The organism is Anaeromusa acidaminophila DSM 3853 (assembly GCF_000374545.1).
In the GTDB taxonomy this organism is placed as follows: domain Bacteria; phylum Bacillota; class Negativicutes; order Anaeromusales; family Anaeromusaceae; genus Anaeromusa; species Anaeromusa acidaminophila.
In genome coordinates, this window is sequence record NZ_KB894583.1 from 94,303 (window position 1) to 115,446 (window position 21,144).

Sequence of the window (21,144 nt, forward strand, 5' to 3'; positions counted from 1 at the left end):
TCATTAGGACGGCAAAAGAATGAAAGGCTAAGCCCCTCGTTAAGGCAAATGCGCTGGCGAGGGCTTTTTCTATTTTCAGTGGAGATTTTCTCGCTAACTCTTTCAGAAGATCCGTTTGAAAATTGCATATTCTGGCAGGAGTTGGTTATGTTTAAATAGAATTTAATTTTAATAAATTGAAAATAAAGCTGCTTTTTCGTTGGAAACAGAGCAGCGTAGGGGAACGAAGGTTTTTCCAAAAGAAGTGGAGCGTGCATGAAAAACACTACCAGTATTCCCAAAAGAGTTGCGATTCGATATTTGCAATTGATCTTACCGGTGTTATTGATCGTATTTGTAGGCTTGGCGAGTGCGATTTTTTATTTAGACAGTCATAACCAGATGCGAATTAACCGCGATGTTAGCCATAAAATTCTCGATCAGGCGAATAAAACGCTCCAGACTTGGCTTGACGATCAGTTGGTGGTTTTAGCGATGCTTGCCGAGGATGCAAGGGTTATTGAAGCTTGCGCTCAGCCTGCGGATGTCGCAGCGGTGGCGCGCGCTAATGACTTCTTGCATTCTTTTCATGAAAAGAATGGTTTCTATGAAAATATTGCCTTGTCGGCTAATTTGCGCCCGGATTTTAGTTTTGAATTGACGGCTGTGAACGGTAGGCAACATGTCATTAAACGCGGGGTGTTCTTTGCAGATTCGACCAGAGGCGATTCGATTGGAAAATCAAATGTAGAGCATCCTATGGCGAAGTCAATCTATGATGAAGGCAAGCCCAATGTGATTACTCATGTATATCGCAGCTTGATTTATGGAAACCCTGCTTTTATTATTTCCTTGCCGGTTCGGAAGGATGGAGTCTTTGTAGGCGCCATACACGTGGCAATGCCTATGCGGCATTTTACGGATAAATTTGTCAATGGCGTCAAAATGGGGCAAACCGGCTATATGTTTATGGTAGATGAGAAAGGTTTGCCTATTTCTCACCCTGAAAAGTCCTTTATTCTTAGTGAAGAAATAACCAAGAAATATGAGCTGGTACGATCTCGCATTGTAAATGGCGAGGAGCATTTTGAGCTGTTTGTGGATGATGTCGATAAAACCTATCATGTGATGAAGTTTGATTTTCATGGCCTTAATCATGTGAGTGATTGGTATTTGATTTTGGTCCAGGATACAGACGAGATTCTCGCTTCGTCCTTTCGGTTTGTTTGGCTGACTAGCGTATTTTTAGTTATGGCCTTTTTGTTAGTCATCGCGGTTGTTTACGTATCCACAGTAAAACTATTGCAGATTGGTTTTCGTGATGCTCTGACAGGTTTATATAATCGCAATTACTTGGAGCATGAACTTTTACGTCTGGCCACAGGACGTTTCAATCCCATCGGATTTATTTCCATTGACGTGGATGGGCTCAAATTGGTCAATGATACTTGCGGACATGATGCGGGGGATGTCTTACTGGCGGCTGTAGGTAGAGAGATCAAAGAGTGTTTCAATCGCAATGATCTGGTTATACGTCTAGGGGGCGACGAATTTGCCGTTGTCATGCATATGGCAGAGGAGGTTGCTGTTCAAGAAGCCTGCCAGCGGGTTCGTGACAGGATTGCAGCGCACAATCGAGAGCATGGCGCTGTTCCTGTGAGCGTTTCCATTGGTTGGTCGATCGGCCAGGCTACTGATGTTACTAGTACTAACGCAATCATCAAAGAAGCCGACACGTTGATGTATAAGGAAAAGGAAGAGAATCGCTTGAAATATGCAGAGCTTTTTGCAAAACGCTTAAGCCAATATGGGCAAAAGCTTTTTCAAGTGAATAAATGAAGGGTGTATTAGAAGGAACTGAAACCCCGGGAGGCCAGGCGCATGAGAACGATTAAGACTTTTTTCATAAGTATCTGTGTCGCTTTTAGTGCGTTAGGGGCGGCTCAGGCCTGTACCTTGTATGGCGCTAGCGGCGGTTGGGTAGAGGATGGAGGCTTTTTAGTTGCTAAAAATCGTGATTGGACGCCGCAGTACCAGGAACTACGTTTGGTTCAACCGGAAGACGGCTATGCATATTATGGCTGGTTTAAAGGGGCTAGCGAAGCAAATTCGCTAGCTGGAGGGCTGAACAAGCAAGGGGGCGCTGTATTTAGCGCTACGGCGGGGACGATTAAAAGGGCGGATCGCCTCGCCATGCCGCATTACAAAGGCGGCATATTGAAACCATTATTGACAAAATGCAGCAGCGTTGACGAGGCGTTGGCCCTGAGGGACTTGTTTGTGGGGCCTCAGTATTTGATTTTGGCGGATAAACGCAAGGTGGCGTATGTAGAGATTGTCCCCGAAGGAAACATTGCCGTTAGGCAGACTTCGGATGGTGCTTTATTTCATACTAATCACTATGTAGAAGAAGCAATGCAAGGGGCTAATTACCTGCAGCCAGGAGCTTCGAGCATGGCGCGGTATGAACGGATTTCTCAGCTGTTAGACGGAACTGGCAAGCCGTATTCTATGCAGAATTTTATCGATTTCAGTAATGACCAAACCAACGGTCCTGATAAAAGCATCTGGCGTAGCGGCAGCACGGACACAATAACGCAAACGTTGGGGGCTATGATAATTCATTTTTCGCAGCAAGGACAGGTGGCGCTTTACGTTAAAATACGAGAAACACCTTGGGGACGAGGTAATGAACAAACGATGCGGCTTTCGGAAAAGGATATATTTAAAGAATAAGGATGGAGAAGAGGGGTGCAGTTGCTTCTTTGGCAGGAAAACGGTCTCTTGCGCCGAATGTACTCTTCTTGGGAGGGATGAATATGAAATCATTATTTCGTGGCGTGCTGCTGGGCTGCCTAGTTTGTTTGCTGGCGCTTCCAGCGCAGGCTGCGCCTAAAGACGATAAAACGGTGAAAGCGGTCAAGGATCTTACGGTAGCGTTTTCCGTGCTTCCAGCGGAGGAGCTTCAGGATAATACGCTGCTGGCGGCGGATTTAAACAAAGCGATTTTAGCCGAGTTTGGATTGCAGAAAAATGACGCCAATGCGGCTACTGTAGTTGAAGTGAAAAAGGTGACCGGCGAAGTAGTGCAAATGCCCGGCTTTTTAGCGGGGAAAGATGCAGTTCAGTATCATCTTAGTGCGACTGTACTGATTCGGGATGCAAAAACAGGCGTGCTGCAGCAGAAAAAGCTGCTTGACTGTCGGGCTACGGTGCAGACTGAGGCGGAAGCGTATAAGCTGGCTCTTTCTAAAGCGGCCAAGCAGATTCGGTTGTATGTGCGCGGCGATGAAACGAAAACCGCGACAACGACGAAAACAGCGGCCGAATAAAGTTCATAAACGATGCTCATTAAAAAAGTCCGTACCACATTTAACTGTGATACGGACTTGCTTTTTGATACGGAAGTATAATTTTGTGCTTTTCGCGATTTTCGCGGTTGGATAATAAATCCGAGAGATGTTGCTAACGAACCGCGAAATACACGAAAGACGCGAAAAGGTTTTCTTATTTCGGTGAGCTTTTGTGACTTTCCGTAGCCCTCCTGCAAACCCTCCGATTCTCCTGTTCGGTTCCCTGTCTCTCGTTAAATCTGGTAATCGTAAGCAGGGCATTGGCAGCGGATGCTGCGGCCGGCTTTGTTGTCTCGGATGATGCCATGCTCCAGTGCTAAGCGGCCGTTGACAATGACATAGTCAATGCCGGTAGGAGCTGCGTCGGGAGTGAAGAAGGTGGCCTTGTCGCTGAGTGAGCGGATGTCGAATACGACGATATCCGCGTCCATGCCTTCTTCGAGACGCCCTTTTTGTAATAGTCCTAGGGTATCCGCCGGAAGCAGGGTAGCTTTGCGGATGGCTTCCATGAGGCTGAGATCGTAACGGTCTGCAACCATCTTTTTGAAGTATCGGGGAAAGCTGCCGGCAATCTGCGGATGTCCCTCGCCGGGATCGTAAGCTCCGGTATCGGTAGAGGGCATAGCCGAAGGATGCAGCAGCGCCTGGTAGATTTCTTCTTCAATGCCTGTCAGTACGACGACGGACGTAGTAGGGGCTTCGGCGCGCAGGTGGGCGTAAAGCTCTCGCGTCAGACGCTGGCCGTGATGCGGTCCGGTGATGACAATGATGTCTTCCAGCTTCCACTCTTCGCGGGCTAGGGCTTCTTCATTAAAGAGAACGGTGCCGATATGGGTGGCCCATTCCGTGTACATGCCGCTGTCAAAGCGGATGTCCAGGCCGTCCTGGATGGCTTTGGAGATGACGGTCAGCGCTTCTTTGACCATGCCGGTGCCGTATTGATAGACAAGGTGAGAAATTTGCATGCGCGCGCCGGTCTGGCGGGCAATGGTGATGGCTTCTACTAGAGAGTAAAGGTCGTTGTTACTGAGAAGCCGGGTGTCGATGGAAATAAGGCGGCCAAAGCGAGCGGCTAGGCGGCTGAGACGCAGCACTTCTTCCGTAGAGCTGCCGGGAACATAGGCAAGGCCTAAAGAAAGTCCGCAAGCGCCAGCTTCCAGCGCTTGGGATGATAGACGCTCCATGGCGAGAATCTGTTCATTGGTGGCGGGCTGCAGCGGATCTTCGACGCCGACAGTGCGGCGTAGTGTTGAATGGCCGATGAATTCCGCCTGGTGCAGGGGGAAACCGGTTTCGTCTTGTTGCCGGAAGAATTCTTCCAGGTCTAAGGGGCTGGCGCCGCAGTTGCCTCCGACAGTAGTTGTGATGCCCTGGCGCAGCGAAAGTTCTGCGCAGTAGGGGGCGGCGTCGATATGGCCGTGCATATCGATAAAACCGGGGCAGACAATATGACCGGCGGCATCCAGCTGCTGTTTTCCTGCAAAAGGTTCCTCGCTGCGGATGGCGGCAATGCGACCTTCTTTTATGGCTACATGCCCTTGCAGGCGCAATTGACGCGCTGGGTCGAAGAGAATTCCATTGTTAATGACAAGATCATACATAATGCGATTGACTCCTGTTTGGCTTCATTTATTCATTGCTGGCTTTGGCCAGCGGTTTGACAGCGGTTTTGAAAAAACTGCGATGTTGAATGTCTTCGGGGCGTTCGTTACGAATTCGGAAGGCCCACTGAATGGAGGGGCCCAAGGTCAAGGCGATAATAATGGTGCCAAGTCCAATAGGACCGCCTAAAAAATACCCCCCAATTGCGACGCTGCTTTCCAGCAGGGTGCGGATGAGCCATACCGGTTGGCCGGTTTTCGCCACGGCGCCGACCATAAAACTGTCCCGCGGACCGGCTCCGAAGGCGGCGGTTAGGTAAAAGTAGCTAGCCCAACCAATGATCCAGATGCCCAATAGGAGCATGAAGAGCTGGTAGGGAAGCGCTGTCGGCGAAGGCAGGAAAGGCAGCCACATGAAAAAATCAATGTAAAAGCCGATGAAAATCATATTCGCTAGGCTGCCCCAGCCAGGCTTGATGCCTAGAAGCCAGCTCAAGGCGATTACCAGAGCGCCGCAGCCTTGCGAAACTTGTCCTAGCGTCAGCGGCAGATAGTTGGTGAGGCCCAGGTGCAGTACGTCCCAAGGGGCGGTACCGAGATTGCTTTTTACAGTCAGTACAATCCCGAACCCGAACAGGCAGAGACCCCACATTAAAAAGACGATACGCTTACCCATAGAATCTCCTCCCTGTATTTTGTGTTTCCTTCTATCATAACACAAGAATAAGGTTACATCACTTCTTTGTTGCGGCGAATGTTAGCCGGAAAAGTGTACTAAATAAGCGGAGAGATTGGTTTTTTGAGGTGCTTATGGTAGGATAGAGAAACAGTAGTTTCCTAAGTGTGCGAAATAAGGAGAAATGACATGAGTAAATCCTTTGAAGAATTAGGGGTGCAGCCGGTTCTGGTCCAGGCTTTGGCCGCTCAGCAGCTGCAGGTTCCGACGCAGATACAAGAAGAGATGATACCCCGGGTGTTGGCCGGAGAAAACGTGGCGGCCCGTTCCGCCACGGGGACGGGGAAAACACTGGCGTATTTGCTGCCGCTGTTGCAGCGCATTGACCCAGCGAAGAAAGAAGTGCAAGCGGTGATTTTGGCGCCGACCTATGAGCTGGCCATGCAAATTTACCGCGTTCTGGGCGCGTTAGCGCAAGAAGCGGCTTTGGATGTGAAGGCGGCGTCTCTGATTGGCGGCGCGGCGCTAACGCGGCAGATTGACGCGCTCAAGAAAAAACCGCAAATTGTGGTTGGTTCGGCGGGGCGCATACTGGAGCTGCTGCGTAAACGCAAGCTGGCTTTGAATAGTGTGCATACCCTTGTGTTGGATGAAGTGGATCGGCTGCTGGACGAACAAAATGCGCCGACCGTGGAAATTGTGGTCAAAGAGATTCCGGCGCAGCGGCAATTGCTGATGGTGTCGGCGACGCTGCCGGCGCGGACGCAAAAAGTGATTGAACGCTTGGAAAAGAAGGTCAATTGGGTTGAAGCGGCGGCGGACGTGAAGCTGCCGGAGCAGTTGGTTCATTGCTATGTGAAAGTAGAACATCGGGAAAAACTGGACGAGCTGCGCAAAGTGCTGCATGCGTTAGACGTCAAACGGGCATTGCTTTTTGTAGAGCAGCAGGGACGGCTGGAAATGGTGCTGGAGAAATTGCAGCATCACGGCGTAAAGGTAGGGGGTCTGCGCAAGGATGCAGGCAAGCAGGAACGTAAGGAAGCGCTGGAGTCAATTAGTAAAGGGAAAATTTCCTTGCTGGTAGCGACGGATTTAGCGGCTCGAGGCCTTGATATTCCGGGCGTTACCCATGTGATCAATTTGGATTTCCCTGATGAGCCGCAGACCTATCTGCATCGCGCCGGGCGAACAGGCCGGGCCGGACAGGAAGGCATGGTAATTTCCTTGGTGACATCGGGAGAAATGGCCAGGCTGGAGCGCTGTCGGCGCAGCTTGCAAGCGGATATGCACGAGTATTTCCTCAATAAAGGTCGTTTCTTGCAGCGCCAGGCGCGTAAGCAAGAGCCTGTGAAGCGGAGCAAGCCAATCAAACCTGTAAAAAAATAAGTGATAACCAAAAGACACCTGTGAGCGACTCACAGGTGTCTTTTGGCTTGTTGGGTTCCGCCGGTCTGCGGGTGGAAGCGTTCAGCCGGCAGATTTCGGTTAGTAGGCAAAGCTGCTTTGCTCTTACTCGGTGGGTGTTAGAGCGATTGGTACAACAAGGTGGAAACGACAGCGAGCGCCAGAAAGAGTACGGTACTGAATACGCCCATGCTTAAGGCGACGAAGTTGCTGTCAGGCATACTTTCAAAAGGTATAGCTTTCGAAGAAATCGTTCCTGCACGTTGAGTCATAGCAAATCCCTCCTTATGAATTATCATGATGTTCCGCCATGTTGAAAACCTGGTGCTGGATGCCGAAAATTTGAAAAGCGTATTCAAGCCAGGCTCGCGTAGCCTGATGAAGATTTGTGTTTTTCCAGGCGAAAGCCAAATGCCAAGGCTTGACTTCGCTAATCAAGGGCAGCGTTTGAATATTATCATTGTGGATTTTTAGGCAAACGCTGCGTGGTAAAAAAGCAATTCCTAGTTTGGAAGCGACGATATCGACCATGAAGTCCCATTGGGCGGTTTCGCAGACAATTTTGGGCGTAAAGCCGTGAGTACGGCAGGTATCCATGATGTGATCGCGCAGAGCAAAGTCATCCCGGTAGAGGACAAAGGATTCTTCGCGCAGGTTGCCTATGTCGGCGGCCGGTCGTTGCGCTAGGGGATGCTCTTTGTGCACGATAAGCTGCAGCGGTTCTTGCAGAAAGGAGACTAATTCCAGTTCCGCTTCCGCCTTGGTCGGGAGAACAACGATGCCGACATCCAATTCGCCGTTGTCGATCTTGCGTTCTACCATGCGGGAGCCGACTTCAATCAGGCTTAGCTGAATCAGCGGGTGCAGCATTTTAAATTCCGCGACAATGCGGGGCAGGTTGTCCAGCGTTTGTACCAGCGGCGGAATGCCGATGCGCAAGCGGCCCCGGGGCGTACTGGTAAAGACGGACAGGTCGTCATGGATGCCGTGAAACGTATCCAAAATGACTTTGGCCTTTTCAAAGAGGCGGACGCCTCCTTCTGTCAAACAGACGCCGCGCGGCGTACGGTCAAACAGGGGCAGGCCCAATTCGCTTTCCAGGTTTTTAATGAGTTTGCTGATGCTGGATTGGGAAACGAAAAGAGTTTCCGAAGCTTTGGTAAAGCTTTCTTGCTTCGCCACTTCTACAAAATAGGTCAAATGCAAAATGTCCAAGGGGTTCACGCCTTTCGAAAAGTAGGATTTTTCTTCCCACTTGCATTGTACTGCACTTGGCGGCGGAAAGAAAATTCTTCTTGGGAATGAGCGGTATGCCGCAAAGAGATGGAGAGAGGAAAACCCGGAGTACTTTGTATAATTCAAAACCCCTTTCGCGTATTTCGTGTATTTCGCGGTTCGTTTTATAAACTCTGGTATAGAAAAATAAACGACCTGCGCGCTATGCACAGGCCGTTTCGTATGTTTAATCCTCATTTTCTCTTGTTTGTTCCATTTTTCCAATATTAGACGGAACGGATTTCTTCTTCTTTAGCAGCGAGGGGAGTCGGGCGCAGGATGGGGTGGTGCAGCGGCTTTAAAGCGCCATATTCCAGTTCGCTGTAGGCAGTGATGCCATGCTCGCTGAGATCTAGGCCTTCGTGTTCGTCTTCGACGGAAACGCGAATGCCGCAGATGGCCTTAAGAGCGCTGAAAGCGGCGTAAGTAGAGCCGAAGCCCCAAAGAGAAACAGCCGTTACGCCGAGGAGCTGGATGAGAAGCAGATCCGTACTGCCGCCATAGAGAAGGCCGCCATTTTCGGCAAAAATACCAACGGCAACGGTGCCGAAGGTGCCGCAGACGCCGTGTACGGCGATAGCGCCCACCGGATCGTCCGCGCGCAGAGAGTCAAAGAAGGGAACCGCGGCGACAATGAGTACGCCTGCAATGGCGCCGATAACCATGGAGCTGATAGGCTCTACATATGCACAGCCAGCAGTGATAGCCACAAGACCGCCCAGGGCCCCATTGATAGCCATACTGGGATCGGCTTTGCCGTAACGGAAAAGCGTTAAAAGCGTAGCGGCCATGCCGCCTGCGGCAGCTGCCAGGTTGGTGTTGACGGCGATGCGGGCAATGTTGGTATCAAGACCGGAAAGGGTGCTGCCCGGATTGAAGCCGAACCAGCCAAACCAGAGAATGAAAGCGCCCAGCGCGGCCAAAGGCAGATTGTGACCGGGCATGACATTGGCGCTGCCGTCTTTGTTAAAACGACCGCTGCGAGGGCCAAGCACCCAAACCGCAGCCAGAGCGGACCAGCCTCCTAAAGCATGGATAGCCGCAGAACCGGCAAAATCGAGCATGCCCAGTTGGTTCAGCCAGCCTTCGCTGCTCCAGACCCAGTGGCCAGCCAGGGGGTAGATGAAAACAGTAGCCACAAAAGAGAAGACAATGTACGGGGCAAACTTCATGCGTTCCGCCACAGCGCCGGAAACAATGGTCGCCATGGCGATGGCAAAAGCAGCCTGGAAGAGCCAGAAGGCGTAGACCGGAATCCTCAGATTCAAATGGGATAGGTCGCCGCTGACCCAGAAGCCGTTTGTGCCAATGAGGCCTGCGGCATCAGCGCCATACATGAGGGCGAAGCCGGCGGCAAAATATCCAAGCATGCCGGCAGCGCAGTCTACCAGCACTTTCATAATAATGTTAAGGGAATTACGGCTTTGAATAAAGCCCGCTTCCAGCATGGCGAAGCCTGCTTCCATTAGAAAAACAAGGGCGGCGCAAAGAAGCACCCATACAGTGTCTAAACCTACTGCCAGAGAATGTACTGAGATTTCCATGTTTTGTCCTCCTTGATTAATGTATACAATAAAAACAAAAAAACCAGTAACAAACACGAAGCTTCCGCAAGGGAATTTCTTCGTGTTTATTACTGGCTACGTCGCCACTATGTCGGCATGTAACAACTATATCATGAATAACTAGTTTTGCCTAGATGATTTGTAAAAAATTAAGAAGGAGTAGGGTCTTTGATGGCGTCTGGTCCTTCTTCGCCTGTGCGGATGCGGACCGCATTGATTAGGGGGTGAATGAAAATTTTTCCATCGCCGATTTCGCCGGTGCGAAGAACGCGTTTCGCTGTTTCAACTACGCGCTCGACAGGAACTTCACAAACAACGGTTTCCACTTTGATTTTAGGCAGCAGATTAATGGCGTATTCATGACCGCGATATACTTCAGTATGGCCTTTTGTGGAGCCATAGCCAAAAACTTGACTGACGGTCATGCCGGTAACGCCAATGGCGTTAAGCGCTTCTTTTAATTCATCAAGCTTATGAGGGCGGGTAATGATTTCTATTTTGGTGATGGATTCCATATAAGTCCCTCCATTATTTTATATTGCATCTAGCGTATTCTGTTTGAAAAAAAAGCTAAGAGCGTCGATGAAGCATGTACCTTCTTAGTGTAAACGATTTTGGAGGCGGAAGCAATTAGGAAACGTGCGTTAAAAGCAGGAAAGACTGGCATGAAAGCCGTTCTTCATGTACAATGAGAAAGGCATCGGTTCTTTAGCGCGGTGCTGGAAGAAAACAATCAATGGGAGACGGTAGAATGGAATATATTTTGAATATCGTTGGACCGATGCTGGAAGGCACGGTTGTTACGCTGGAAATGTTTTTTGTCACGATTGTGCTTTCCCTGCCTTTAGGGTTGGGGCTGGCTTTGGGGCGCATTTCCCGCTACAGTTGGCTGCAGCGGTTTATCGGCATGTATATCTGGCTTTTCCGCGGCACGCCTTTAATGCTGCAGCTCTTGTTTGTCTATTTTGCGCTGCCGCTGATTCCCTATGTGGGCGTGAAGCTGTCTGATTTTTCGGCTGCCATGCTGGCCTTTGTGCTGAATTATGCAGCGTATTTTGCGGAGATTTTCCGCGCGGGCATTCAGTCTATTGAGAAGGGCCAGTATGAAGGCGCTAAAGTGCTGGGTATGAACTATGTGCAAACGATGCGCCGCATTGTTTTGCCGCAGGTTATACGCCGCGTGCTGCCTCCGATTAGTAATGAAACGATCACCTTGGTTAAGGATACTTCTTTGATTTATGTGTTGGCTATGGATGATTTGCTGCGTACGGCGCGGGCCTTGGTGCAGCGAGATTTCAGTACGACGCCGTTTCTGGTGGCGGCTGTGTTTTATCTGGTCATGACCTTGGTGCTTACCTGGGGCTTCCAATGGCTGGAAAAACGCTATAACACCTACGAAGAATAGGCGGTGACAAGGAATGAAAATGATTCGAGCGATTGATATACATAAGCAATTTTCCGGCGTAGAAGTGCTTAAAGGCATTTCGCTGGAGGTGGAAAAAGGCGAGGTTGTCGCGATCATCGGACCGTCCGGTTCGGGGAAAAGTACGTTTTTGCGTTGCCTCAACCGGTTGGAACACATTGACAGCGGCTTGATTGAGATCGAAGGGGAGCAGTTAGCAGGCCCGGGTTCTAACGGCGCTTGCCAATACGCGGATGAAGGACGGGCCAGACAGATATGCAGCAAAATGGGCATGGTGTTCCAGCATTTTAATTTATTTCCGCATTTGACGGTGCTGCAGAACCTGCTCGAAGCGCCGATGACAGTAAAGGGCATGAAGAGAGAAGAGATTTTGCCGTTGGCGGAAGAGCTGTTGAACAAAGTGGGCTTGCTGGTGAAAAAAGATAGCTATCCTTCCAGCTTGTCCGGCGGTCAAAAACAGCGTGTAGCCATTGCACGGGCGTTGGCGATGCAGCCGGATATTATGCTGTTTGACGAACCGACGTCGGCGCTGGATCCGGAACTGACCGGGGAAGTACTGAAAGCCATGCGCCAGCTGGCGGAAGAGCACATGACCATGGTGGTTGTTACCCATGAAATGGGTTTTGCGCGGGAAGTAGCCAATCGGGTTATTTTTATGGATCAAGGGGAAATCGTGGAAGAAGGCTTGCCAGAGCAGATTTTCCGTGCGCCGCAGCAAGAGCGGACACGCGAATTTTTGGATAAGATACTGTAGTTTTGTCAGCAAGGAGGTGCGCCATGGCCGGTGAAAAAGAGGGAATTTATTCAGTGGATCGGGCGTTGGAATTGCTGCTTCTGCTGCAAAATCAAGGACAGGAAATGGGCGTCACGCAAATTGCGGCAGCCATGGGATTGCATAAAAGCACGGTGCATCGTACGTTGGCCACGTTGGAACAAAAAGGCTTTGTACAACAAAACATGCAAACCGGAAGATATTGGCTGGGGTTGAAATTGTATTCTATCGCCATGACGATGAAGGAAAAATTGCCTATTAATCGTATCGCCAGACCCTATGCGCAAGAACTTGCAGACGCCTTTAACGAGGGCGTACATTTAGCGGTTTTAGACCGCAGCAGTGAAGAATATCCGCGGCAAATTGTCATTGATAAAATAGAGAGTCAAAAAATTCTCAGCCTGACGCCGCCTGTGGGTTCGACAACGCCGGCGCATTGTTCGGCCTTAGGGAAATGTTTGCTGGCGTATGCGGGGGAAGAGTTTTTGAGTCGGTTTGTAGAGCAGCCGCTGCCAGCTTTTACTGAAAAGACCATTACGTCTTGGTCTGTGCTGCAGGAGGAATTAGCGGAGATTCGCCGTGAAGGCTATGGTACGGATAAAGACGAGCTGGAATGGGGGCTTACTTGTATTGCCGCTCCCATTTTAGGGGCTTCCGGGGAAATTGTAGCGGCCATTAGTCTTTCAGGGCCGTCTGCTCGCATCCAGGGCGAGCAGAAAGCCCAAGTAATTGCTGGCGTTCGCCGGACAGCGGCAGCTATCTCCCAAGCGATGCGCTAAGACTAGGCTTGCTGGTTTGTTTATCTCTTCCACAAAAAGTATTTTGGGGATTGAGATTCTCTGACGGCTCTGCTACAATATAGACAAGTTAATTCTGACAATAAGAAAAGCGTTCTTAGATTGCATTCTAAAAGCGCTTTCTTTTTACAAGAAAAAAGGAACAGTGTTCCGATGAGTGGAACGAGGAGGGCGTATGGAGCATATTTTAGCAATCAATCCAGGAGCGACATCTACTAAATTTGCCTTGTTTCAAGGGGAAACGCTTTGTTTCAAAGAGACCGTAGAGCACAAGGCGGAAGACTTGGCGCATTTTGCGACCGTGTTTTCGCAGCATGGGTATCGGTTGAAGCTGATCGTGGATATGTTAGAACAAAATGGCTTTTCCTTGGAACAACTGCAGGCGGTGGTGGCTCGCGGCGGGTTGCTCAAGCCTCTTTTGGGCGGAACTTATGCGGTCAACGAAGCGATGCTGGCGGATTTGCAGCAGGCGCAGCGAGGAGAGCACGCTTCTAATCTTGGCGCGGCTATGGCGCAGGATCTAGCGGAGAAACTTGGCATACCGGCGTATATTGTTGATCCGGTATCTGTGGACGAGTTAGAGCCGGTGGCGCGTATATCCGGTTTGGCGGAGCTGCCGAGGGTGAGCCTGTCGCATGCACTGAACAGCAAGGCTGTAGGGCGGAAGGTGGCGTCTCTTCTCGGAAGGGAATACGGGGAAGTTCGTTTGATTGTGGCCCATTTGGGGACGGGCGTTTCCGTATCGGCCCAGCGCTATGGGCGGACGATTGATGTGAACAATGCAATGGACGAGGGGCCGTTTTCGCCGGATCGCTGCGGTACGCTGCCTGCGAATCAATTGGTGCGTCTGTGCTATAGCGGTCGCTATAGCGAGGCGGAAATGCGGGCTAAGGTGACCAACCAAGGCGGTATGTATTCGTACTTGGGGACGAAGGATGTGCGGGAAGCGAAAAAAATGGCGGAAGCAGGGGACGAGCAAGCTGCGCTGGTTCTGGAGGCTCTTCCCTATCAGATCGCAAAAGATATTGGCGCTATGGCAGCCGTGCTGGAGGGCCAGGTGGACGCCATTGCCCTTACCGGCGGTATTGCTTATTCAGAAGCCATTGTGGCGGACATCCGTCGGCGGGTGGAGTTCATTGCGCCGGTATATGTAGTACCCGGCGAAGAAGAACTAGAGTCGCTGGCGTTGGGCGCTTTGCGAGTGTTGCGCGGGGAAGAGGAAGCGCGCTGTTACGAATAAAAGCGGCGGTTAAGGAGGAAAAACCATGCTTGAAAACTTTGCTCACGCCTTGGCGGAAGCTAAAAAGTCAGGGGCGCAAACGGTAGCGGTGGCGGTGGCGCAGGATAAAGACGTGTTGCAAGCGCTGAAGCTGGCTCAGGATACAGGTATTGCGAAAGCCGTCTTAGTGGGAGATGCTGCGGAAATCAGACCGTTGTTGCAGGAAGTGGGCTTGCCTGCGGATACGACGCTTATTGATGAGAAAGATCCGGCGCAAGCGGCGTTAAAAGCGGTGTCTTTAGTACGGCAAGGTCAGGCGCAAGTCGTGATGAAAGGCATGCTTAATACCAGTGATTTTCTCAAGGCGGTGCTGCATCCGGAGCAGGGACTGCGCAGCGGCAGCTTGCTTAGCCATTTAGCGGTGTTCGAAGTGCCTGGAGAGAATCGGCTTTTATACCATACCGATGGAGGCATGAACATTGCGCCGGATCTGGAGACGAAAAAGGGAATTTTGAAAAACGCCTTGGCGGCGCTGCGGGCGCTGGGGTTGGCGAAACCTAAAGTAGCGGTTCTGACAGCTAATGAGCAAGTGCATCCGAAGATGCAAGCTACCGTAGACGCGCAAGCTTTAGTGGCGGCGGCTGCGGCGGGAGAATTTTCACCGTGCGTCATAGAAGGGCCGATCGCTCTGGATGTGGCTCTCAATCCGGAAGCGGCTCATCATAAAGGCATTACCAGTCATATATCCGGACAAGTGGACTTATTCCTGATGCCTAATATCGAAACCGGCAATGTGCTGGGAAAATCGCTTTTATATTATGCAGGCGCGCAGATGGCGGGACTGGTGCTGGGAGCGACGCATCCTATTGTACTGACATCCCGTGCGGAAACGCCGGAAGGAAAGCTGCATTCCATTTGTTTGGCCTGTTTGGCTGCGAGAAGGGGGAATTGAGTATGGCAAAAATTGTGGTGCTTCCGGAATACTGTAAAAGTTGCGGTTTATGTATTGAGGCGTGTCCCAAGCAAGTTTTGGCGCAAGGGGAGAAGACCAATGCCAAAGGGTATTTTCCTGTGACGCCAGTAAAGCCGGAGGCCTGTGTCGGCTGCGGCCTATGCGCCACGATGTGTCCGGATATTGCAATTGAAATCTATCGGTAGGAGGCGGCGAACATGGAGAAGAGACTCATTAAAGGCAATGAAGCTATAGCGGAAGCAGCCATTCGAGCGGGATGCAAGCTGTTTTTTGGATACCCCATTACGCCTTCCACGGAAATTGTGGAATATTTGTCGAAGCATTTGCCGGAGGCAGGCGGTCTGGTGTTGCAGGGCGAAGACGAGGTGGCCTCCATCAATATGTGTTATGGCGCTGCGGCTACGGGAACGCGGGTTATGACGGCTTCTTCCAGCCCCGGTTTCAGCTTGAAGCAGGAAGGACTTTCGTATTTGGCGGCGACGGAGCTGCCGGTTGTTGTAGTTAATATTAATCGCGCCGGCCCAGGCTTGGGCGGATTGGGCCCTTCGCAGGCTGACTATTTCCAGTGCACTAAAGGGGGCGGCCATGGCGATTATCGCCTGATCGTGCTGGCGCCGTCCAAAGGGCAGGAAATGTATGATTTGACCATGGAGGCCTTTGATTTGGCCGATAAATACCGTACGCCGGTGTTGGTGATGGGTGACGGATTTTTAGGGCAGATGATGGAGCCTGTGGCTTGTCATCCGTATCAGACTAAGGAGCTGCCTCCGAAGGATTGGGCGGTCGGCGGTTGCCGAGGGCGGGAAAAACGGAAGCTTGTCAGCTACAGCTTGACGAATGAAGCGGGAGAAGCGAACTGCTTGCGCTGGCAGGAAAAGTTTACCGCCATTGCGGAGAAGGAGCAGCGCTGGGAAGCTTTTTGCACGGACGATGCAGACTATTTGATTGTCGGGTATGGCACTTGCGGACGTATTGCGAAAAGCGTGGTGCTGGCGGCGCGGCAGCAGGGCGTAAAGCTGGGTCTGATCCGGCCGATTACGCTTTGGCCGTTTCCTCAAAAAGCGTTCGACGGTTTAGCCGGTAAGATAAAAGGGATTATGACGCTGGAACTTAATGCCGGACAAATGATCGAGGACGTAAAGCTGGCGGTGTCTTGCGCTATGCCTGTTGAACTGTATAGCCGCCAAGGCGGCATGCTGCCGTCGGAAAACGAAGTGCTGCAGCATTTTATGCGCACCTTCATGCCGGAACTTCGGAAGGAGGCCTAACGATATGGAAAGAGTATTTGGCAGACCCCAGGGCTTGACGGAATTGCCCTTTCATTACTGCCCTGGATGTACGCATGGCATTATTCATCGTCTGATCGGCGAAGTACTGGAAGAACTGGATATTGTCGGCGATACCATCGGTGTAGCGCCAGTGGGCTGTGCGGGCTTCTCTCTGGACTTTTTCAGCTGCGATTTTGTCGGCGCCGCTCACGGGCGGGCGCAGGCGGTAGCTACCGGGATTAAACGTTCCAAGCCGGAACAGATGGTCTTTACGTACCAAGGGGACGGAGATATCGCGGCTATTGGCACAAGCCACGCCATTCATGTTGCGGCGCGGGGGGAAAAGATTACTTCCATTATGGTGAACAACGCCGTGTTCGGCATGACTGGCGGCCAGATGGCCCCGACGACGCTGGACGGGCAAATTACGACTACGAGCCCCAAAGGGAGAGACGCTTCGGTTGTGGGCGAACCGATTGATTTGCCAAAAGTGATGGCGGCCCTTTCGGGCGCTGCCTATGTAGCGGCGGTATCGGTGGATTCGCCGCAAAATATTCGCAAGGCGAAAGAAGTGATTCGTCGGGCCTTTAAGGTACAACAGGCCGGTTTGGGCTTCTCCTTTGTCAGTATTCTATCTACTTGCCCGACCAATTGGGGATTGTCTCCGAAAGACAGCCTGGAATGGCTGCGGCAGAACATGCTGCCTGTCTATGAAATGGGCGAATTGAAAATGGCCGAGGGGGTGGCGGAGCTATGATGGATAAAATCTTACTGGCCGGTTTTGGCGGCCAAGGCGTTATGTTTGTCGGTAAGATTTTGGCGTATGCAGGTATGCTGGATGAGCAAGAGATCTGTTGGATTCCTTCGTACGGTCCGGAAATGCGCGGCGGCACGGCCAATTGTTCGGTCATTGTTTCCTCGGCTGAAATTCATTCGCCAGTGATTGAACAGGCTGACGCGGGGATTGTGCTTAATCAGCCTTCCTATGAAGCGTTTTTGGGACGTATTCGTCCTGGCGGGGCCTTGGTGGTCAATTCATCCATTATCGATACCTCTGCTAAACGGCGCGAGGATATCGAATTGGTTGAGGTGCCTGCGACCGATTTGGCTTACGATCTGGGACGACCGGCGTTGGCCAACATGGTGTGCTTGGGAGCGCTGCTGTCCAAGCTGCAACTGGTGGACGAAGCATCGGTGTCCAAAGCGGTTCAGGCGGTGGTCGGCAAGAAAAAACCGGAGATGTTCGACCTCAACATGAAGGCGGTCCAGCAAGGGTTAGCGGGGCGGAGCTAGGAACGAGGGTTGAACAGGAGAATCGGAGAACCAGAGGGTTCGAATGAGGACGCGGGTAACGGAATAGTAAGAGAAGATAAGGAGGCAATGATTTAATGAATGCTCCGGCAGGGCGAGATGGTTTTTCGCCAGGCGAGGAAGAAAATGCAGGAATAGCAGCGCTCTGCCGAGTCTTTCTGACAAAGTCTGGTGGAAAAAAATCCGTTCTGCCGGAGTGATGAATAAATCATTGGTTCCTAAAAAAGGAATAAAAAAAAGCTCCTGCATAAGCAGGAGCTTTTTGATTGCTCTTAGTAGCGGGGATTGTTTTTCTGGAAGCAGTCGCGGCAATAAACCGGACGGTCATTGCTCGGACGGAAAGGAACTTGGGTTTCTACGCCACAAGACGCGCAAGTTACGTCGAACATTTCGCGCTGTTGACGAGCACCGCCGCCGAAACCACCACGGTTGTTCTGCTGTTTGCGAGCAGCGCGGCATTCGGGGCAACGGCCTGGCTCATTGGTGAAGCCTTTTTGAGCATAAAATTCTTGCTCGGATGCGGTGAATACGAACTCTACGCCGCAATCGCGGCAAGTCAGGTTTTTGTCTTCCATTTGTGAAGACCTCCTCAAATCAATTACCCTAATAGTTAGCAAATCAATCATTAAGCTTCTCGATTTGAAAGAGGCCATGACGTTTTAACGATCTATTAGTGGGCTACTTAAATATACTATGGAGGGAGAAAAATGTAAAGAATATTTTTGAAAGAAATGAGGAGATTTTTGCTTCTTTACAAAGTGAGTTGAATTTAAAGCTCTTTAAGCCAGTATTTTCAAGGTTTTTCAGGTATGACCCAGGATTTTGGATAAGAGAGCCGTGCGCTCCAGTAAGGGGGCGACAATGTTATTTTCAATATGTTCTCGCGAAAAACGGGTGGATAAGCCGGAAATACTGATGGCGGCCACGGCATGACCATTTTGGTCGAAAATCGGCGCGCCGATGCAGCGCCCGTCTAGTTCGCTTTCCCGATCGTCCAGAGCGTAGCCGCAGCGACGTACTTGAGCCATTTCTTGCAAATAGGACTCCGGCGTTGTTAAAGTGTAAGCCGTGCGTCGTTCCATACCGTGCTTTTCTAAAATCTCTTTGATTTTTACATCCGGATAATGAATGAGCAGCGCTTTGCCTAGCGCCGTGCAGTGAACAGAATTGGTAGAGCCTAGTTTGGCTACCAGACGCAAAGCATGAGGACTTTCTACTGTGTCGATATACAGCACCCGTTGTTGATCTAAAATAGCAAGATGTACGGTTTCCTTGCTTAACTCGTTCAGATATTCCAAATGCTTACGGGCGAGCTGTTTGATTTCAAAGTCGCGCTCCGCCCAGCGACTGAGTGTGAGGAATTGCGTTCCTAGGCGGTAATGGCCGTTGCTGTCGCAGGAGACGTATTTGCGGTCCTCCAGATTACGCAGCAATCGATAGACAGTGGGCTTGGGGAGTTCGGTTTTCTCCGTCAGTTGGCGCAACGTAATCGGCGTGGGATGATTGCCGACGGTTTCTAATATTGTTAAGGCGCGGTGCAGGGATTGAACGGATAAGCTTCCGCCGCTTGTTGCCATAGTGTTTCACCTCGTGAAATGATCATTTTATATGATTCCTATGCTAAAGCAAATCAGACCAAAAGGCAAACTAAAAAAACGGCGTATAAGCGAGGAATAACAAGGTTGGTAAGTAATGTCGAGACACATAAGCCTAAACACATATTGTGAAACAATTGTCTCACAATGTGAAAATAATTAATAAGAACGATAAAACAGTATTGTCAGAGCATTTTGAGAGCAGTATAATGACCTTGAAAAATGATACTGCAAGTCGTATCGTGAGACGAAAAGGGGGAACTAGAGAATGGAAGTACGTTATAGCGGTCATCCAGAGGATGTGAAACGGTACACAACGGAAGAATTGCGGAAAGAGTTCTTGATTCAGGACTTGTTTCAAGTGAATGTCTGCAAAATGGTCTACAGTCATGTAGATCGTATGATTACCGGAGGGGTTGTGCCTGTGGCACCTCAGAAATTAGAGGCAGGGAAAGGCTTGGGCGTGGATTATTTCCTGGAGCGTCGCGAATTAGGGGTTATCAACATTGGCGGCGCAGGAAAGGTCACTGTAGACGGAACCGAGTATGCTTTGCAGTTTACGGACGGTCTATATGTAGGCATGGGTGCTAAGGATGTAGTTTTTTCAAGCGACGATGCAAAAAATCCCGCCAAATTTTATTTTACCAGCAGCCCAGCGCATAAAACGTATCCGACTGTAAAAATTGAGCGCAAAGACATTGTTCCCAATCATTTAGGTGCATTAACGAACTCCAATGATCGCAATATTTACAAGTACATTCATCCCCAAGGAGTGCAAAGCTGTCAATTGGTTATGGGCATGACGGCATTAGAACCGGGAAATATGTGGAACAGCATGCCTTGTCATACTCATGAACGTCGTATGGAAGTGTATTTATACTTCCAGGTTCCGGAAGATGCCGTGGTTTTCCACTTTATGGGGCAGCCTACGGAAACACGTCATGTAGTGATGCATAATGAAGAAGCAATTATTTCGCCGAGCTGGTCCATTCATTCCGGAGTGGCCACTCATAATTACACCTTCATCTGGGCGATGGCTGGAGAAAACCAGACCTTTGACGACATGGACGGCGTAGCTATGCAGGATATCCGCTAAGAATTTGAAAAGGAGCGAAAAGAATGAGTATGTTTGATTTGCAGGGAAAAGTAGCAATTGTTACCGGAGGGGTAACTGGTTTGGGACAAGGGATGGCTGTAGGTTTGGCGCAAGCCGGCGCAGATATCGTCAGCGTAGGCATTGGCGATCACAGTGAAACCGAAAGCAAGGTAAAAGCGTTGGGACGCCGTTTCTTAGGAATTGACGCTAACTTGATGAGCATTGAACCGATTCAGGGCGTTGTGGACAAAGTGGTAGAAACTTTCGGCAAAGTCGATATTTTGGTAAATAACGCCGGTATTATTCGTCGCGCTGACGCTGTGGATTTTACGGAAAAAGATTGGGACGACGTTATGAATATCAACATCAAAACCGTCTTCTTTTTCTCCCAGGCAGTGGCCAAGCAGATGATTAAACAAGGTCATGGCGGAAAAATCATCAGCGTTGCCTCGATGCTTTCCTTCCAAGGCGGCATCCGCGTTCCCTCTTATACGGCCAGCAAAAGCGGCGTCATGGGCGTAACTCGCTTGATGGCCAATGAATGGGCCAAGTACAATATCAATGTTAACGCCATCGCTCCCGGTTACATGGCTACGGCTAACACCGCAGCGCTGCGGGCGGACGAAGCGCGCAATGCGGAAATCGTCGGCCGTATCCCCGCAGGACGATGGGGCACGCCGGAAGATCTCGCCGGTCCGGTGGTATTCCTCGCTTCAGCAGCATCCGACTATGTAAGCGGCTATACCGTAGCGGTTGACGGTGGCTGGCTGGCACGGTAAAACCTAAAAAAAGCCGCGAAAGCGGCTTTTTTGCTGCCTGTAGATCTTGTTCTAACCC

General features: G+C 50.6%; 23 protein-coding genes. 15 read left to right on the top strand and 8 right to left on the bottom strand.

Annotation, left to right across the window (positions count from 1 at the left end; all coding sequences use genetic code 11):
- Positions 1-255: 255 nt before the first annotated feature.
- From C508_RS19300 to C508_RS0102210, 3 genes are all read left to right on the top strand, one after another.
- On the top strand, positions 256-1,818 hold the full coding sequence (locus C508_RS19300; protein WP_018701901.1) for a sensor domain-containing diguanylate cyclase: 1,563 nt from the start codon (positions 256-258) through the stop codon (positions 1,816-1,818).
- Positions 1,819-1,860: 42 nt separating this feature from the next.
- On the top strand, positions 1,861-2,715 hold the full coding sequence (locus C508_RS0102205) for a carcinine hydrolase/isopenicillin-N N-acyltransferase family protein (RefSeq protein WP_018701902.1): 855 nt from the start codon (positions 1,861-1,863) through the stop codon (positions 2,713-2,715).
- Between the two features lie 83 nt (positions 2,716-2,798).
- Positions 2,799-3,311: a hypothetical protein gene (locus C508_RS0102210; RefSeq protein WP_018701903.1), complete on the top strand. Its 513-nt coding sequence runs from the start codon at positions 2,799-2,801 to the stop codon at positions 3,309-3,311.
- A gap of 254 nt (positions 3,312-3,565) precedes the next feature.
- Here C508_RS0102210 and C508_RS0102215 read toward each other — a convergent pair whose 3' ends face one another.
- Together C508_RS0102215 and C508_RS0102220 are read right to left on the bottom strand one after the other, a co-directional pair.
- Positions 3,566-4,933 (bottom strand): N-acyl-D-amino-acid deacylase family protein, encoded by a 1,368-nt coding sequence (locus tag C508_RS0102215; RefSeq protein WP_018701904.1) that lies wholly within the window; start codon positions 4,931-4,933, stop codon positions 3,566-3,568.
- Positions 4,934-4,961: 28 nt separating this feature from the next.
- Positions 4,962-5,609, bottom strand: coding sequence for a YczE/YyaS/YitT family protein (locus C508_RS0102220; RefSeq protein ID WP_018701905.1), 648 nt, complete (start codon positions 5,607-5,609; stop codon positions 4,962-4,964).
- A gap of 189 nt (positions 5,610-5,798) precedes the next feature.
- Between C508_RS0102220 and C508_RS17625 the strand changes: the two genes are divergently transcribed.
- On the top strand, positions 5,799-6,995 hold the full coding sequence (locus tag C508_RS17625; RefSeq protein ID WP_018701906.1) for a DEAD/DEAH box helicase: 1,197 nt from the start codon (positions 5,799-5,801) through the stop codon (positions 6,993-6,995).
- Between the two features lie 137 nt (positions 6,996-7,132).
- Here C508_RS17625 and C508_RS20230 read toward each other — a convergent pair whose 3' ends face one another.
- From C508_RS20230 to C508_RS0102245, 4 genes are all read right to left on the bottom strand, one after another.
- Complete coding sequence (locus tag C508_RS20230) at positions 7,133-7,285, bottom strand: hypothetical protein (protein WP_018701907.1); 153 nt, start codon at positions 7,283-7,285, stop codon at positions 7,133-7,135.
- A gap of 13 nt (positions 7,286-7,298) precedes the next feature.
- Positions 7,299-8,228, bottom strand: coding sequence for a LysR family transcriptional regulator (locus tag C508_RS0102235; RefSeq protein ID WP_018701908.1), 930 nt, complete (start codon positions 8,226-8,228; stop codon positions 7,299-7,301).
- A 287-nt stretch (positions 8,229-8,515) separates the two neighbouring features.
- Positions 8,516-9,832 (bottom strand): ammonium transporter, encoded by a 1,317-nt coding sequence (locus C508_RS0102240; protein WP_018701909.1) that lies wholly within the window; start codon positions 9,830-9,832, stop codon positions 8,516-8,518.
- 170 nt (positions 9,833-10,002) lie between these two features.
- Positions 10,003-10,368, bottom strand: coding sequence for a P-II family nitrogen regulator (locus C508_RS0102245; RefSeq protein ID WP_018701910.1), 366 nt, complete (start codon positions 10,366-10,368; stop codon positions 10,003-10,005).
- Positions 10,369-10,604: 236 nt separating this feature from the next.
- Here C508_RS0102245 and C508_RS0102250 point away from each other — a divergent pair, with 236 nt between their 5' ends.
- From C508_RS0102250 to C508_RS0102290, 9 genes are all read left to right on the top strand, one after another.
- Positions 10,605-11,258 carry an amino acid ABC transporter permease gene (locus tag C508_RS0102250; RefSeq protein WP_018701911.1) on the top strand — a complete coding sequence of 218 codons (654 nt, stop codon included), beginning with the start codon at positions 10,605-10,607 and terminating at the stop codon, positions 11,256-11,258.
- 13 nt (positions 11,259-11,271) lie between these two features.
- Positions 11,272-12,030, top strand: coding sequence for an amino acid ABC transporter ATP-binding protein (locus C508_RS0102255; RefSeq protein ID WP_018701912.1), 759 nt, complete (start codon positions 11,272-11,274; stop codon positions 12,028-12,030).
- Positions 12,031-12,053: 23 nt separating this feature from the next.
- Positions 12,054-12,827 carry an IclR family transcriptional regulator gene (locus tag C508_RS0102260; RefSeq protein ID WP_018701913.1) on the top strand — a complete coding sequence of 258 codons (774 nt, stop codon included), beginning with the start codon at positions 12,054-12,056 and terminating at the stop codon, positions 12,825-12,827.
- Positions 12,828-13,020: 193 nt separating this feature from the next.
- Positions 13,021-14,085, top strand: coding sequence for a butyrate kinase (buk, locus tag C508_RS0102265; RefSeq protein ID WP_018701914.1), 1,065 nt, complete (start codon positions 13,021-13,023; stop codon positions 14,083-14,085).
- Between the two features lie 25 nt (positions 14,086-14,110).
- Complete coding sequence (locus tag C508_RS0102270; protein ID WP_018701915.1) at positions 14,111-15,016, top strand: phosphate acyltransferase; 906 nt, start codon at positions 14,111-14,113, stop codon at positions 15,014-15,016.
- A gap of 2 nt (positions 15,017-15,018) precedes the next feature.
- Entirely contained in the window at positions 15,019-15,222 is a 204-nt protein-coding gene (locus C508_RS0102275; protein ID WP_018701916.1) for a 4Fe-4S dicluster domain-containing protein, read from the top strand.
- 12 nt (positions 15,223-15,234) lie between these two features.
- Positions 15,235-16,305: a 3-methyl-2-oxobutanoate dehydrogenase subunit VorB gene (gene vorB / locus C508_RS17630; RefSeq protein ID WP_018701917.1), complete on the top strand. Its 1,071-nt coding sequence runs from the start codon at positions 15,235-15,237 to the stop codon at positions 16,303-16,305.
- 4 nt (positions 16,306-16,309) lie between these two features.
- Positions 16,310-17,062 carry a thiamine pyrophosphate-dependent enzyme gene (locus C508_RS0102285; protein WP_018701918.1) on the top strand — a complete coding sequence of 251 codons (753 nt, stop codon included), beginning with the start codon at positions 16,310-16,312 and terminating at the stop codon, positions 17,060-17,062.
- Positions 17,059-17,598: a 2-oxoacid:ferredoxin oxidoreductase subunit gamma family protein gene (locus C508_RS0102290; protein ID WP_018701919.1), complete on the top strand. Its 540-nt coding sequence runs from the start codon at positions 17,059-17,061 to the stop codon at positions 17,596-17,598. The genes C508_RS0102285 and C508_RS0102290 overlap by 4 nt, the downstream gene beginning before the upstream one ends.
- A gap of 290 nt (positions 17,599-17,888) precedes the next feature.
- On the opposite strand, the gene C508_RS0102300 is transcribed toward C508_RS0102290, so the two are convergent.
- The gene (locus C508_RS0102300; RefSeq protein ID WP_018701921.1) at positions 17,889-18,191 is read right to left on the bottom strand and encodes a zinc-ribbon domain containing protein; all 303 of its coding nucleotides are present in this window, start codon (positions 18,189-18,191) and stop codon (positions 17,889-17,891) included.
- A gap of 228 nt (positions 18,192-18,419) precedes the next feature.
- Positions 18,420-19,193: an IclR family transcriptional regulator gene (locus C508_RS0102305; RefSeq protein WP_018701922.1), complete on the bottom strand. Its 774-nt coding sequence runs from the start codon at positions 19,191-19,193 to the stop codon at positions 18,420-18,422.
- 286 nt (positions 19,194-19,479) lie between these two features.
- On the opposite strand from C508_RS0102305, the gene kduI reads away from it, so the two are divergent.
- Positions 19,480-20,307, top strand: coding sequence for a 5-dehydro-4-deoxy-D-glucuronate isomerase (gene kduI / locus C508_RS0102310; RefSeq protein ID WP_018701923.1), 828 nt, complete (start codon positions 19,480-19,482; stop codon positions 20,305-20,307).
- A gap of 23 nt (positions 20,308-20,330) precedes the next feature.
- Positions 20,331-21,086 (top strand): 2-dehydro-3-deoxy-D-gluconate 5-dehydrogenase KduD, encoded by a 756-nt coding sequence (kduD, locus tag C508_RS0102315; protein ID WP_018701924.1) that lies wholly within the window; start codon positions 20,331-20,333, stop codon positions 21,084-21,086.
- Positions 21,087-21,144: the final 58 nt, after the last annotated feature.

What these genes read in the sequence shown, in the direction of transcription:
- C508_RS19300 (WP_018701901.1), top strand. Translation starts at nt 256, where the DNA reads ATGAAAAACACTACCAGTATTCCCAAAAGAGTTGCGATTCGATATTTG.
- C508_RS0102205 (WP_018701902.1), top strand. Translation starts at nt 1,861, where the DNA reads ATGAGAACGATTAAGACTTTTTTCATAAGTATCTGTGTCGCTTTTAGT.
- C508_RS0102210 (WP_018701903.1), top strand. Translation starts at nt 2,799, where the DNA reads ATGAAATCATTATTTCGTGGCGTGCTGCTGGGCTGCCTAGTTTGTTTG.
- C508_RS0102215 (WP_018701904.1), bottom strand. Translation starts at nt 4,933, where the DNA reads ATGTATGATCTTGTCATTAACAATGGAATTCTCTTCGACCCAGCGCGT.
- C508_RS0102220 (WP_018701905.1), bottom strand. Translation starts at nt 5,609, where the DNA reads ATGGGTAAGCGTATCGTCTTTTTAATGTGGGGTCTCTGCCTGTTCGGG.
- C508_RS17625 (WP_018701906.1), top strand. Translation starts at nt 5,799, where the DNA reads ATGAGTAAATCCTTTGAAGAATTAGGGGTGCAGCCGGTTCTGGTCCAG.
- C508_RS20230 (WP_018701907.1), bottom strand. Translation starts at nt 7,285, where the DNA reads ATGACTCAACGTGCAGGAACGATTTCTTCGAAAGCTATACCTTTTGAA.
- C508_RS0102240 (WP_018701909.1), bottom strand. Translation starts at nt 9,832, where the DNA reads ATGGAAATCTCAGTACATTCTCTGGCAGTAGGTTTAGACACTGTATGG.
- C508_RS0102245 (WP_018701910.1), bottom strand. Translation starts at nt 10,368, where the DNA reads ATGGAATCCATCACCAAAATAGAAATCATTACCCGCCCTCATAAGCTT.
- C508_RS0102250 (WP_018701911.1), top strand. Translation starts at nt 10,605, where the DNA reads ATGGAATATATTTTGAATATCGTTGGACCGATGCTGGAAGGCACGGTT.
- C508_RS0102255 (WP_018701912.1), top strand. Translation starts at nt 11,272, where the DNA reads ATGAAAATGATTCGAGCGATTGATATACATAAGCAATTTTCCGGCGTA.
- C508_RS0102260 (WP_018701913.1), top strand. Translation starts at nt 12,054, where the DNA reads ATGGCCGGTGAAAAAGAGGGAATTTATTCAGTGGATCGGGCGTTGGAA.
- buk (WP_018701914.1), top strand. Translation starts at nt 13,021, where the DNA reads ATGGAGCATATTTTAGCAATCAATCCAGGAGCGACATCTACTAAATTT.
- C508_RS0102270 (WP_018701915.1), top strand. Translation starts at nt 14,111, where the DNA reads ATGCTTGAAAACTTTGCTCACGCCTTGGCGGAAGCTAAAAAGTCAGGG.
- C508_RS0102275 (WP_018701916.1), top strand. Translation starts at nt 15,019, where the DNA reads ATGGCAAAAATTGTGGTGCTTCCGGAATACTGTAAAAGTTGCGGTTTA.
- vorB (WP_018701917.1), top strand. Translation starts at nt 15,235, where the DNA reads ATGGAGAAGAGACTCATTAAAGGCAATGAAGCTATAGCGGAAGCAGCC.
- C508_RS0102285 (WP_018701918.1), top strand. Translation starts at nt 16,310, where the DNA reads ATGGAAAGAGTATTTGGCAGACCCCAGGGCTTGACGGAATTGCCCTTT.
- C508_RS0102290 (WP_018701919.1), top strand. Translation starts at nt 17,059, where the DNA reads ATGATGGATAAAATCTTACTGGCCGGTTTTGGCGGCCAAGGCGTTATG.
- C508_RS0102300 (WP_018701921.1), bottom strand. Translation starts at nt 18,191, where the DNA reads ATGGAAGACAAAAACCTGACTTGCCGCGATTGCGGCGTAGAGTTCGTA.
- C508_RS0102305 (WP_018701922.1), bottom strand. Translation starts at nt 19,193, where the DNA reads ATGGCAACAAGCGGCGGAAGCTTATCCGTTCAATCCCTGCACCGCGCC.
- kduI (WP_018701923.1), top strand. Translation starts at nt 19,480, where the DNA reads ATGGAAGTACGTTATAGCGGTCATCCAGAGGATGTGAAACGGTACACA.
- kduD (WP_018701924.1), top strand. Translation starts at nt 20,331, where the DNA reads ATGAGTATGTTTGATTTGCAGGGAAAAGTAGCAATTGTTACCGGAGGG.